This is a genomic window from Pseudomonas sp. SIMBA_068 (genome assembly GCF_046534705.1).
In the GTDB taxonomy this organism is placed as follows: Bacteria; Pseudomonadota; Gammaproteobacteria; order Pseudomonadales; family Pseudomonadaceae; genus Aquipseudomonas; species Aquipseudomonas putida.
Genome location: NZ_JAWRYI010000001.1, coordinates 1,255,316 through 1,268,548 on the forward strand (window position 1 = coordinate 1,255,316; position 13,233 = coordinate 1,268,548).

The 13,233-nt window shown below is 64.0% G+C and carries 10 protein-coding genes; 6 read left to right on the forward strand and 4 right to left on the reverse strand.

Annotated features, from left to right (window positions below):
- Positions 1 to 28 precede the first annotated feature (28 nt).
- The 4 genes from peaB to SB756_RS05780 all read left to right on the forward strand — a co-directional run bounded on the left by peaB (position 29) and on the right by SB756_RS05780 (position 4,799).
- Positions 29 to 1,459, forward strand: coding sequence for a quinohemoprotein amine dehydrogenase maturation protein (peaB, locus tag SB756_RS05765; RefSeq protein ID WP_341798741.1), 1,431 nt, complete (start codon positions 29 to 31; stop codon positions 1,457 to 1,459).
- Position 1,460: 1 nt separating this feature from the next.
- Positions 1,461 to 1,784 (forward strand): quinohemoprotein amine dehydrogenase subunit gamma, encoded by a 324-nt coding sequence (gene qhpC / locus SB756_RS05770; protein ID WP_016499473.1) that lies wholly within the window; start codon positions 1,461 to 1,463, stop codon positions 1,782 to 1,784.
- Positions 1,785 to 1,816: 32 nt separating this feature from the next.
- Positions 1,817 to 2,938 (forward strand): quinohemoprotein amine dehydrogenase subunit beta, encoded by a 1,122-nt coding sequence (gene peaD / locus SB756_RS05775; RefSeq protein ID WP_241801178.1) that lies wholly within the window; start codon positions 1,817 to 1,819, stop codon positions 2,936 to 2,938.
- A 187-nt stretch (positions 2,939 to 3,125) separates the two neighbouring features.
- Positions 3,126 to 4,799 (forward strand): fatty acid CoA ligase family protein, encoded by a 1,674-nt coding sequence (locus SB756_RS05780; RefSeq protein WP_410910373.1) that lies wholly within the window; start codon positions 3,126 to 3,128, stop codon positions 4,797 to 4,799.
- Positions 4,800 to 4,866: 67 nt separating this feature from the next.
- Here SB756_RS05780 and mobA read toward each other — a convergent pair whose 3' ends face one another.
- From mobA to SB756_RS05795, 3 genes are all read right to left on the reverse strand, one after another.
- Positions 4,867 to 5,442 carry a molybdenum cofactor guanylyltransferase MobA gene (mobA, locus tag SB756_RS05785; RefSeq protein WP_174370435.1) on the reverse strand — a complete coding sequence of 192 codons (576 nt, stop codon included), beginning with the start codon at positions 5,440 to 5,442 and terminating at the stop codon, positions 4,867 to 4,869.
- Between the two features lie 61 nt (positions 5,443 to 5,503).
- Positions 5,504 to 8,632 (reverse strand): efflux RND transporter permease subunit, encoded by a 3,129-nt coding sequence (locus tag SB756_RS05790; protein ID WP_341798744.1) that lies wholly within the window; start codon positions 8,630 to 8,632, stop codon positions 5,504 to 5,506.
- 11 nt (positions 8,633 to 8,643) lie between these two features.
- A complete protein-coding gene (locus tag SB756_RS05795) occupies positions 8,644 to 9,819 on the reverse strand; it encodes an efflux RND transporter periplasmic adaptor subunit (protein ID WP_410910374.1) in 1,176 nt (391 codons plus the stop codon).
- Between the two features lie 216 nt (positions 9,820 to 10,035).
- Here SB756_RS05795 and SB756_RS05800 point away from each other — a divergent pair, with 216 nt between their 5' ends.
- Positions 10,036 to 10,737 (forward strand): response regulator transcription factor, encoded by a 702-nt coding sequence (locus tag SB756_RS05800; protein WP_016499479.1) that lies wholly within the window; start codon positions 10,036 to 10,038, stop codon positions 10,735 to 10,737.
- 6 nt (positions 10,738 to 10,743) lie between these two features.
- Complete coding sequence (locus SB756_RS05805) at positions 10,744 to 12,042, forward strand: ATP-binding protein (RefSeq protein ID WP_016499480.1); 1,299 nt, start codon at positions 10,744 to 10,746, stop codon at positions 12,040 to 12,042.
- Here the strand turns inward: SB756_RS05805 and SB756_RS05810 are convergent.
- Positions 12,017 to 13,108, reverse strand: a complete 1,092-nt coding sequence (locus SB756_RS05810) for a sensor domain-containing diguanylate cyclase (RefSeq protein ID WP_341798746.1) — start codon at positions 13,106 to 13,108, stop codon at positions 12,017 to 12,019. The genes SB756_RS05805 and SB756_RS05810 overlap by 26 nt on opposite strands.
- Between the last annotated feature and the right edge of the window lie 125 nt (positions 13,109 to 13,233).

Consider the following 13,233-nt stretch of genomic DNA (forward strand, 5'->3'; position numbering starts at 1 on the left):
CCATCGGATCGATTACCGGGAGGTCGCCATGGGCGCACTACTGAACCTGGTCGAACGCAACCTGCATGAAGTGCAGGTTGATGCCGACCGCATGCTGTTCCATATCCCCAGCAGTTCGCTGTTCACCGCCGACGCGGTGACCGGGGGCATCATCGACACGTTGCGCCAGCAAGGCTGTTCGGCCGAGGAGCTGATGCAGCGCCTGGGCCAGCAGTTTGCCGGCAACGATATCCAGGACACCCTGCGCGAGCTGATCGCGCTGGAGCTGGTCAGTGACGGCTCGCCGCTGACCCCGGAAATCGGCGTCAAGCGGGTCGAGCGCACCGCGCTGAATACCGTGGTGCTCAACGTCAACACTGGTTGCAACCTCAGCTGCACCTATTGCTACAAGGAAGACCTGGACAAGCCTTCTGCCGGCAAGAAGATGAGCACCGCCACCGCCGAAGCCTCGGTGGAAATGCTGCTCAAGGAGTCGCCCGACGAGGAGCGCTACAGCGTGGTGTTCTTCGGTGGCGAGCCGTTGTCCAACCGGCCGCTGATCGAGCACATGGTGGCTTACTGCGAGCGGCGTTTCGCCGAGGCGGGCAAGCAGGTGGAGTTCATCATGACCACCAATGCCACGTTGCTGACCGAAGAAATTGTCGACTGGCTCAATGCCCACCGTTTCGGCCTGTCGATCAGCATCGACGGCCCCAAGACCGTGCATGACCGCAACCGCATCACCGTGGGCGGGCAGGGCACCTATGACGTGGTGCGGCGCAAGGCCGACATGCTGCTGTCGCGTTACAACAGTCGCCCGGTGGGCGCGCGGGTAACCTTGACCCGCGGCATCACCGATATCGAGACCATCTGGAACCACCTGTTCAACGAAATGGGCTTTGCCGAAGTCGGCTTTGCCCCGGTCACCTCCGGCGACATGGCGGCCTTCAACCTCACCGGCGAAGAACTGGTTGAGGTCTTCGCCAACATGAAGGCGCTGGGCCGCCGTTACCTGGACGCAGCGCTGGAGCACCGCAACATCGGTTTCTCCAACCTGCACCAGCTGATCACCGACATTCACGAGGGCCACAAGAAGGCCCTGCCATGCGGTGCCGGGCTGAAAATGCTGGCGGTGGACCATGAAGGTGAGCTGAACCTGTGCCACCGTTTCACCGGCTCTAGCCTGCCGACCTTCGGCAACGTGCATCAGGGGGTGAAGCAGGTGGAGCTCAACGACTTCCTGTCGCAGCGCCTGGACCGCAGCAACACCGGCTGCGAGAGCTGCCGCATTCGCAACCTGTGCTCTGGCGGCTGCTACCACGAAAGCTACGCCCGCTACGGCGACCCGCAGCACCCGACTTACCACTACTGCGAACTGATGCGCGACTGGGTCGACTTCGGCATCGAAGTCTACAGCCGCATCATGGCCGCCAACCCGGCCTTCATCGACCGCTACATCACCCCGCGGAAGGCGCACTGACATGAAGCACTTGAAGCCCCTGAACAACAAGGCGCGCATCCTTGAGCAGGCCGCTGCCGAAGACCGCATCGAAGAAGTCATGGCCATGAGTGCGGTGGCCGGCTGCACGGCCACCACGGACCCGGGTTGGGAAGTGGATGCCTTTGGTGGCGTGAGCTCGCTGTGCCAACCGATGGAGGCCGACCTGTATGGCTGCTCCGACCCTTGCTGGTGGCCGGCCCAGGTGCCGGACATGATGAGCACCTATCAGGACTGGAACGCCCAGGCGACCAACTCGGCGGATGACTGGCGCAACCTGGGCACTGTGTTCCCGAAAGACAAGTAACCGGCCCAACAAGAATGACAAGGGGAAACCGCATGAAAGCTGGACGCTGCGCGCAACTCGCGCTCACCATCGCCGCCACGGCCTGCGCCGGGCTGGCTCAGGCTGACGACACCGGGCCTGCGCTGAAGGCTGGCCACGAATACATGATCGTGACCAACTACCCGAACAACCTGCATGTGGTCGATGTGGCCACCGACACGGTGTACAAAAGCTGCCAGATGCCCGACAAGTTCGGCCCTGGCACTGCGATGATGGCGCCGGACAACCGCACCGCCTACGTGCTCAACAATCACTACGGCGACATTTACGGCATCGACCTGGATACCTGCAAGAACACCTTCCGGGCCAACCTGTCGAGCGTGGCGGGTGAAGTGGGCCGGTCTATGTACTCGTTCGCCATCAGCCCGGATGGCAAGGAAGTGTACGCCACGGTCAACCCGACCCAGATGCTGAACGACCATTACGTGGTCAAGCCGCCACGGCTGGAGGTGTTCAGCACCGACGATGGCCTGCAGGCCAAGCCGGTGCGCACATTCCCGATGCCGCGCCAGGTGTACCTGATGCGTGCCGCCGACGATGGCAGCCTGTTTGTCGCAGGGCCGGACATCTACAAGATGGATGTGAAAACCGGCAAGTACACGGTGGCCTTGCCGCTGCGCAACTGGAACCGCAAAGGCTACAGCGCCCCGGACGTGCTGTACTTCTGGCCGCATCAGAGCCCGCGGCACGAGTTCACCATGCTGTACACGATTGCCAGGTTCAAGGACGACAAGCAGGACCCGGCCACCGCCGAGCCACTGTATGGCTACCTGAGCGTCGACCTCAAGACCGGCAAGACCCACACCCAGGAATTCGCCGACCTGACCGAGCTGTACTTCACCGGCCTGCGCTCGCCTAAAGACCCGAACCAGATCTACGGCGTGCTCAACCGCCTGGCCAAGTACGACATCAAGCAGCGCAAGCTGATCAAGGCGGCTAACCTTGAGCACACTTACTACTGCGTCACCTTCGACAAGAAGGGCGACAAGCTGTACCTGGGCGGCACCTTCAACGACCTGGCAGTGTTCAACCCGGATACGCTGGAGAAGGTGAAGAACATCAAGTTGCCGGGTGGTGACATGTCCACCACTACGCCGCAGGTGTTCATCCGCTAGAACGAGGGTGGATTTACTGGCCTCTTCGCAGCACAAGGCTGCTCCTACAGGTCACCGCGTTCCGATGTATGGGCTGGCCTCTTCGCAGCACAAGGCTGCTCCTACAGGTCACCGCGTTCCAATGTAGGAGCAGCCTTGCGCTGCGAAGAGGCCGGCCGAGACACCACAAAAACAACAAGAGGTTGCCATGCCCCAGCCAAGCTACTCCCAGGGCAATCCAGACAAAGCCCTGCTTACCCAATGCATCGGCGACGCCTTCGATACCACTGTCGCCCGCTTCCCCGACCGGGAGGCGCTGGTGGTGCGCCACCAGGCCCTGCGCTACACCTGGCAGCAACTGGCCGAGGCCGTCGACCAGCACGCCCGCGCGCTGATGGCACTGGGCGTGCAACCCGGTGACCGGCTGGGTATCTGGGCACCCAACTGCGCCGAGTGGTGCATCACCCAGTTCGCCAGCGCCAAGGTGGGCGCGATCCTGGTCAACATCAACCCGGCCTATCGCTCCAGCGAGCTGGATTACGTCCTCGGGCAGTCTGGCTGCCGTTGGGTGATCTGTGCCGACGCGTTCAAGACCTCCGATTACCACGCCATGCTGCAGGGGCTGATCCCAGCCCTGGCCAGCGGCCAACCCGGCGCGCTGATCTGCGAGCGCTTCCCCGAACTGCGCGGCGTGGTCAGCCTGGCCGTCTCGCCACCCCCAGGCTTCCTGGCCTGGCCCGCGTTGCAAGCCCGTGCCGACGCTGTCAGCCGCGAGGCCCTGGCCGAGCGCCAGGCGCAATTGCGCTGCGATGACCCGATCAACATCCAGTACACCTCGGGTACAACCGGTTTCCCCAAAGGTGCCACCCTCAGCCACAGCAACATCCTCAACAACGGCTACATGGTCGGCGAAAGCCTGGGCCTTACCGAGCACGACCGGCTGGTGGTGCCGGTGCCGCTGTATCACTGTTTCGGCATGGTCATGGCCAACCTTGGCTGCATGACCCACGGGAGCACCCTGATCTACCCCAATGATGCGTTCGACCCGCTGGCCACACTGCGTGCGGTGGCGGAGGAAAAGGCTACCGCGCTGTACGGTGTGCCGACCATGTTCATCGCCGAACTGGACCACCCGCAACGCGGCGAGTTCGACCTGTCGAGCCTGCGCACCGGGATCATGGCCGGCGCCACCTGCCCGATCGAGGTGATGCGCCGGGTGATCGGCGAAATGCACATGGCCGAGGTGCAGATTGCCTATGGCATGACCGAAACCAGCCCGGTGTCGCTGCAGACCGGGCCCGATGATGACCTGGAGCGCCGGGTGACCAGTGTTGGCCGTACCCAGCCACGGCTGGAGAACAAGGTGGTGGACGCCGACGGCAACACCGTGCCGCGTGGCGAGATCGGCGAACTGTGCACCCGCGGCTACAGCGTGATGCTCGGTTACTGGAACAACCTCAAGGCCACGGCCGACAGCATCGATGCCGAGGGCTGGATGCACACCGGCGACCTGGCGGTAATGGACGAGCAGGGGTATGTGCGCATCGTCGGGCGCAGCAAGGACATGATCATTCGCGGCGGCGAGAACATCTACCCGCGCGAGCTGGAAGAGTTCTTCTTCACCCACCCGGCGGTGGCGGATGTGCAAGTGATTGGCGTGCCGTGCAGCAAGTACGGCGAAGAAATCGTGGCCTGGGTGCGGCTGCACCCGGGGCATACCGCCAGTGAAGAAGCGCTGCGTGAGTGGGCGAAGGCGCGGATTGCGCACTTCAAGGTGCCCCGTCACTTCCGCTTTGTCGACGAGTTCCCGATGACGGTGACCGGCAAGGTGCAGAAGTTCAGGATGCGCGAGATCAGTGTCGCGGAGTTGCCTGCTGGATGATGCATTACCTGTACCGGCCTCTTCGCGGGTTTACCCGCGAAGAGGCCGGTACAGGCAGCAGAGAATCTCAGCCTTGCAGCAGTTCCGGGCTGTTGAAGTTGCTCAACCGGCGATCATCATCGGCACACTCCAACCCCTGCACCGCCTCGCGCAGCAAGGCCTTCTGCAAACTCCGCTCTCCCGTCGCCCAGGCCTGCTCCAGCATTGGCAGTAACCGCCGTGGCAGCACGCTGAACATCGGCTGCCAAAACCCACCCTGACGTACCATTGCCGCACTGTCACTGGCCACCGCCAGCCTTGACAGCGCCTCGATCAAATCGCGGTCAACCAGTGGTGCATCGCAGGCCAGTACCACCATCCACTCATGCCGTGCCACCTTGAGCCCGGCAATCACCCCCGCCAACGGCCCGGGGAAGTCCGCTTCGGCATCGCCCACCAGCTGGTCAGCGTACGTACGGTAAGCCTCCTGGTTACGGTTGCAGGAAATCACCAGGTCATCGCTTAGCGGCCGCACCACCCGCTGTACATGCGCAACAAGCGGTTCGCCCTGCCACGCGACCAGGCCTTTGTCACGGCCGCCCATGCGTTGGCCACGGCCGCCGGCGAGAATGAGGATGGAGCAGGGGGGCAGTGCATCAGGCATGAAAAAGGGCTCCGGGCAGTCATTGCCGGGAACCCTCCCATTTCACACGGGGCTTGTCCAGTCAGCTTTCGCTGATCCCAACTTGTGCGTTGGCGTCACGCGCCTGACGCCGTCCCGCAAGGCGCATCACCACCACGAAGAACACCGGCACAAACACCACCGCCAACGTGGCGCTGAGCATGCCGCCGATCACCCCGGTGCCGATGGCCTGCTGGCTGGCCGAGCTGGCGCCGCTGGCAATGGCCAGGGGTACCACGCCGAGGATGAACGCCAGCGAGGTCATCACGATGGGCCGCAGGCGCAGGCGGGCGGCCTGTACGGCGGCGTCTGCGGCGTCCATCCCTTGGTCGACCAGGTGCTTGGCGAACTCGATGATGAGGATGGCGTTCTTCGCCGACAGGCCGATCAGGGTAATCAGGCCAACCTTGAAGAACACGTCGTTGGGCATGCCGCGCAGGGTCACGGCCAGCACCGCGCCCAGGATACCGAGCGGTACCACCAGCAGCACGGCGGTCGGGATCGACCAGCTTTCGTACAGCGCTGCCAGGCACAGGAACACGATCAGCAACGACAATGCCATCAGCATCGGCGCCTGGCTGCCGGACAAACGCTCCTGCAGCGACAGGCCGGTCCACTCCAGACCGGCGCCGGGCGGCAGCTGCGCCACCAGGCGTTCGATTTCGGCCATGGCTTCGCCCGAACTGTGGCCGGCAGCCGGCTCACCGGAAATCGACACCGCCGGGTAGCCATTGTAGCGGGTCAACTGCACCGGGCCGCTGACCCACTTGGCCTGGACGAATGCGCCCAGTGGCACCATCTTGCCGCTGTTGTTGCGTACGTGGATTTTCAGCAGGTCTTCGACCTGGCTGCGCTGGTCGCCTTCGGCCTGCACCACCACCCGCTGCATGCGGCCCTGGTTGGGGAAGTCGTTGACGTAGCTGGAGCCCACCGCCACATCCAGTACCGAGCCAATGTCGGCGAACGACACGCCCAGGGCATTGGCCTGGCGGCGGTCGATCTCCAGTTGCACCTGCGGGCTTTCGGCCAGCGAGGCTTCGCGCACGTTGGTCAGTACCTTGCTTTTGCCTGCATTGGCCAGCAGCGTGTCGCGGGCGGCCATCAACTCGGCGTGGCCCATACCACCGCGGTCCTGCAGGCGGAACTCGAAGCCGGTCGACTCACCCAGGCCGTCGATAGGCGGCGGCAGCACCGAAAACGCCACGGCGTCCTTCAACTGGGAGAAGGCCGCGCTGGCGCGGTCGGCAATCGATTGGGCGCTGTCGTCGGCACCACGCTCGGACCAGTCCTTGAGGGTGGTGAACGTCAGCGCTGCATTTTGCCCGCTACCAGAGAAGCTGAAGCCGAGGATCACGGTGGTGTTGCCCACGCCGGGTTCTTCGGCGTTGTGTGCCTCGATTTGCGCGGCCACCTGCTCGGTGCGCATGCGGCTGGCCCCGGGTGGCAGCTGGGTGTCGGTGATGGTGTAGCCCTGGTCTTCGGTGGGCAGGAATGCCGTGGGCAACTGGCTGAAGCCATAGCCCAGCACCGCCAGCAGCACCGCGTACACCAGCAGGTAGCGGCCGCTGCGCTTGAGCGCCTGCACCACCCAGCGCTGATAGCCGTTGCTCATGCTTTCAAAGCGCCGGTTGAACCAGCCGAAGAAGCCTTTGCGTTCATGGTGCTCGCCCTTGGCCACCGGTTTGAGCAAGGTGGCGCACAGCGCCGGGGTGAGGCTGAGGGCCAGGAATGCCGAGAACAGGATCGACACTGCCATCGACAGCGAGAACTGCTGGTAGATCACTCCCACCGAGCCCTGCATGAAGGCCATGGGCAGGAACACCGCCACCAGCACCAGGGTGATGCCGACGATTGCACCGCTGATCTGGCCCATGGCCTTGCGCGTTGCTTCCTTGGGCGGCAGGCCTTCCTCGGCCATGATGCGCTCGACGTTTTCCACCACCACGATGGCATCGTCGACCAGGATGCCGATGGCCAGCACCATGCCGAACAGGGTCAGCACGTTGACCGAGAAGCCCATGGCCAGCATGACCGCGAATGTGCCCATCAGCGCCACCGGCACCACCAGGGTGGGGATCAGGGTGTAGCGCAGGTTCTGCAGGAACAGGAACATCACCGCGAACACCAGCAACATGGCTTCGAACAGGGTGGTAATGACCTGCTCGATGGACACCTTGACGAACGGCGAGGTGTCGTAGGGGATGTCGTACTTGACGCCTTCCGGGAAGTAACGCGCCAGTTCCTGCATTTTCGCCCGCACCAGGGTGGCGGTTTCCATGGCATTGGCACCCGGCGACAGCTGCACGCTGAACGCGGTGGCCGGCTTGCCGTTCAGGCGCGTGCCGTACTGGTATTCCTGGGCGCCGATCTCGACCCGGGCGACATCACCGACGGTGACCGTGGAGCCATCCAGGTTGGCGCGCAGGACAATGGCGGCAAATTCCTCGGGGGTGCTCAGCTGGCCCTTGACCACCACGTTGGCGGTGATTTCCTGGGTGTCGCGGCTGGGCAGGTCGCCGATGCTGCCAGGCGCGACCTGAGCGTTCTGCGCCGCAATGGCCTCGGCCACGTCGTTGGGCGTCAGGTTGAAACCGATCAGCTTGCCCGGGTCGATCCAGATGCGCATGGCGCGCTCCGAACCGTACAGCTGGGCCTTGCCGACGCCCTTGAGGCGGCGGATCTCGTTCATCACGTTGCGCGCGAGAATGTCCGACAGTGCGGTTTCGTCGAGCTTGCCGTCTTCAGAGGTGAGGGTGCCCAGCAGCAGGAAGCCGGTGGACACCTTTTCCACTTGCAGGCCCTGCTGGGTGACCGGGCGCGGCAGGCGCGACTCGACCACCTTCAGGCGGTTCTGCACGTCGACCTGGGCCAGGTCCGGGTTGGTCCCCGGGGCAAAGGTGGCGGTGATGGTGGCGCTGCCGAGGCTGCTCTGCGACTCGAAGTACAACAGGTTGTCGGCGCCGTTGAGCTCCTGCTCGATCAGGCTCACCACGCTTTCGTCCATGGTCGCCGCCGAGGCGCCCGGGTACACGGCGTAGATTTCCACCTGCGGCGGTGCCACGTTGGGGTACTGGGCCACCGGCAGCTGCGGGATGGCCAGCGCTCCGGCCAGCAGGATGAACAGCGCGACCACCCAGGCGAACACCGGGCGGTCGATGAAGAATTGCGGCATGAATCAGGCCCTCACTGGCCGGTGTGCTGTGCGATGGGCGGTGCCCCGGATGCGTTGTCGACCTGCACCTGGTCACCGGCCTTGACGTGTTGCAGCCCCTCGACCACTACCCGCTCGCCGGGGGCCAGGCCTTCGCTGACGACCCAGCGGTCGCCTTGGGCGCTGCCCAGTACCACCTGGCGATCGCTGACCCGGGCCTGCTGGTCCACCACCAGCACCTTGGGCACGCCGGCACTGTCGCGCAGGATGGCGCGCTGGGGCACGCTCAGGCCCTTGGGTTGCACGGCCTGCTCCAGGCGTACGCGCACGTAGCTGCCGGGCAGCAGGTCGAGGTCCGGGTTGGGGAACTCGCTGCGCAGGGTGATCTGGTTGGTGGTGGGGTCGACGCTGATGTCGGAGAACAGCAGCTTGCCGGGCAGTGGGTAGGCGCTGCCGTCGTCCTGGATCAGCGTGGCGCGGGCCTGGCCGTCGCCCACCTGCTGCAGTTCGCCTGCGCGCAAGGCGCGGCGCAGGGCGTTGAGCTCGCGGGTAGACTGGGTAACGTCGGCATGGATCGGGTCCAGCTGCTGGATGGTCGCCAGCGGGGTGGTCTCGCTCTGGCCGACCAGTGCGCCTTCAGTGACCAGGGCACGGCCGATACGGCCGGAAATCGGTGCCGTTACTGTGGCGTAGCCGAGGTTCAGGCGGGTGCGTTCCAGGGCAGCCTTGGCGGCGGCCACTTCGGCATCGGCCTGCAGGAAGCTGGCCTTGGCGTTGTCATATTCCTGGCGGCTGACAGCCTTGTCGTCGACCAGTTCGCGGTAGCGCTGCTCCTGCAAACGCGCCTGGTACAAGGTGGCCTCGGCCTTTGCCAGGGTGGCGCGGGCGCTGTCATGATCAGCCTTGAATGGCGCTGGGTCGATCAGGAACAGCACATCGCCCTGTTTGACGTCACTGCCTTCGCGGTACACCCGCTTGAGCACCACGCCCGCGACGCGTGCGCGCACTTCGGCGGTGCGCGGCGCCAGGATGCGGCCGCTGAGTTCGCTGCTGATAGCCAGTGGCTGCAGTTGCAGGGTTTCTACCCGCACTTGCGGTGTGGGGGCTTTTTCGTCTTGCTCGGCGCTGTCGCCACAGCCGGCCAGGGACAGGCTCAGAAACGCCATGAGCGCCAATGGGCGCAGGCGATGGGGGAGGGTAGTAGGCATGCGGATCTTCCGATGATGACCGCGCCTATGGTACGGCAGGTACTGCCCATGCGGCTGTTAACACCTGTAGGGCGAGTGTGAAAAAGTGTGAAGAACAATCCTTTCGAGCGGCTGGGTTCTATATTCTGCGTATGCCTGTGCCGGCCTCTTCGCGGGTAAACCCGCTCCCACAGGGATCGCGTACAGGCCTACCTCAACCCAGATTCCCAAGCACCTATGCCGAATATTTTCCTGGTCGAAGACGACAGCGCCCTGTCCGAGCTGATCGCCAGCTACCTGCAACGCAACGACTTCCATGTCCAGGTGATCGCCCGGGGCGATCATGTGCTGGACGAATATCGTCGGCAAAAGCCTGACCTGGTCATCCTCGACCTGATGCTGCCGGGTATCGATGGCCTGCAACTGTGCCGCCTGCTGCGCCAGGAGTCACAGACCCTGCCGATCCTGATGCTGACCGCCCGCGACGACAGCCATGACCAGGTATTGGGCCTGGAAATGGGCGCCGACGACTACGTGACCAAGCCCTGCGAGCCCCGCGTGTTGCTGGCCCGCGTGCGTACCCTGCTACGCCGCAGCAGCGTCAACGAGCCGCGGCTGGATAACGACCTGATCCTGATCGGAGGCCTGCGCATCGACCTGGCCGAGCGCACGGTCAGCTGGCGCGGCGAAGAGGTGGAGCTGTCCAGCGGCGAGTACAACCTGCTGGTGGTGCTGGCGCGCAATGCCGGCGAAGTGCTGAACCGCGACCGCATTTTGCAGCAGCTGCGCGGCATCGAGTTCAACGGCACCGACCGTTCGGTGGACGTGGCCATCTCCAAGCTGCGGCGCAAGTTCGACGATAACGCCGGCGAAGCGCGCAAGATCAAGACAGTGTGGGGCAAGGGCTACCTGTTCAGCCGCGTCGAGTGGGAGTGCTGACCGGCCATGCTCAAAATCCTGGTGCGGTTGTATCTGGTGATCATCGTCGCCTACGCCGGTGCGTTGCTGTTCATTCCCGATACCATCGTTGGCCTGTTCCAGGAACGCTTCATGGCCTACAACCTGGACCAGGCCAAAGGTGTGCAATCGTTGATCGTGCGCCAGTTCCACCAAGCCCCGCGCGAGCAGTGGCCGGCCGTGGAGAAAGACCTGGCCAATGCGTTCGCCCCGCTGGAAGTGAAGCTGCTGCGCATGGGCCAGGCCGAACTCAGCGCGGATGAGCAAGCGCGGCTGCAGCACGGCCAGTACGCGGTACGAATTGCCGAGTGGGGCTACTACGAAACAGTGCTGGCACCGCTGGACAAGGAGTGGCTGGTGCGCCTGCATGCACCGCCAGACCCGCTGGACATCAATGTGCTGTCGTGGGGCGTGACCGTGCTGATCGGTGCGGCCATGCTGGGCTGCCTGTTGTTATGGGTATGGCCGCACTGGCGCGACCTTGAGCGCCTGAAGGAAACCGCCCGGCGCCTGGGCCAGGGGCAGATGGCCGAGCGCACTCACATTTCGCCACATTCCAACATTGGTGAGTTGGCCGGGGTGTTCGACACCATGGCCAGTGACCTGGAGCGCCACGTCAACCAGCAGCGCGAGCTGCTCAATGCGGTGTCCCATGAGCTGCGCACGCCGCTGACCCGCCTGGACTTCGGCCTTGTGCTGCTGTTCGACGAAGTGCCGCAGGCCAGCCGCAAGCGGCTGCTGGAGCTGGTGGGGCATGTGCGCGAGCTGGATGAGCTGGTGCTGGAACTGTTGTCCTACAGCCGCCTGTACAACGCCGACCAGGCCCGCGAGCGGGTCGAGGTGTCGTTGCTGGAACTGGTCGACAGCGTACTCGGCGGTTTTGCCGAAGAGCTTGATGGCCGGGGTATCCAGTGGGAAGTAAGGGCCGAGGGCAATTTGCCCCGGTTTGTGCTGGACCCACGGCTGACAGCGCGCGCGGTGCAGAACCTGGTGCGCAATGCCATGCGCTACTGCGACGAAAGCCTGTTGCTGCGCTTGCGTCTGGAGGACGATGGCGCTTGCCTGCTGACGGTGGAGGATGACGGGATTGGTATTCCGGTGGAGGAGCGGGAGCGGATTTTCCAGCCGTTCTACCGGCTGGATCGCAGCCGCGACCGCAACACCGGCGGTTTTGGCCTGGGGCTGGCGATCAGCCGGCGGGCGATCGAAGGGCAGGGCGGGACCCTGACTGTGGCGCAGTCGGCGCTGGGCGGGGCGCAGTTCAGGATTCGCTTGCCAGCTGGGTAGTCCACAGCACGAAACGGTCTTTGCCGGTGTGTTTGGCTTCATACAACGCCTGGTCGGCCTTGATCAGCGCCATGGTTAACGTATCGCCCGCGCTCACCTGTGCCAGGCCGATGCTGATAGTCACCGGATGAGCACCTGAATCTTCACGCACTCTGCGTAGCAATGCCTCCACCCGCTGTTCAGCGCCTTTTTGGTCCAGCCCCTCAAGAAAAATTGCGAATTCCTCGCCGCCCAACCGCGCAAACTCGGCGTCGACCATGGCTGCCTTGATGTGTAGCGCAACGCGTTTGAGTACTTCGTCACCGATGTCGTGGCCGAAACGGTCGTTGACCTTCTTGAAGTTGTCTATGTCGACCATCGCCAGGTACTGCCCGGGGGTTGCCTGATGCAACTGTTGCTCCGCTTTGGCCATGAACGAGCGGCGGTTGGGGATTTCGGTCAGAGCGTCGACGTAGGCTTGCTCGAGCAGCACCTTGGACAGGTAAAAGTTGTGCAGCTTGGTCTTGCGGATCTGCAGGTAGCTGTAGCTGACCAGGCCGCTGAGAAACACTGCGTAGCTGATCAACATGGCGCCTTCGACCGCGTCGGGCTCCATGCGGGTGTGGTAGAACGGGCTGAGCATCACCCACGTGATGGCCATGGCGCAGAAGAATGACCAGCGCCGCACCGGCAGCACCGACATGGCATACAGCACGGTGGAGACCCCTAGGATCAGCCATACCGGGCGCAGGGCCACCGGGAGGCCTTCGATCACCAGGCGCATGCCCAAGGTGATGACGGTGATGAACAGCAGGTTGAGCACGTCGAAGTGATGGCTGCGGCGGGTAAAGTTCAGCACGACGGCCAGGCAGCCGAGCAGGGAGATGAACAGGTAGGACAGCCAGGTGAAGCCCTGGCCTGCGAGGAAACTGACGATCAGGTCGAAGACCAGCCAGACCAGGATACTCACGCAGATTACCAGCAGGCAGAACGGGCGCATGGACTCGAATTCGTGCTGGCGGAACTCGGCGCGCAGGGCGGCGGGGGCGACCTGCTTGCGTACGTGCTCCTCGATGGTTTTGAACATGGGTGAGCTCCTGGGGGTACTGCTTTGCCAGGCCGGGCCCTTTCGCAGCACAAGGCTGCTCCTACAGGAGGCGTGCGCTATCTGCAGGAGCAGCCTTGTGCTGCGAAAGGGCCAGCCCTGGCGAC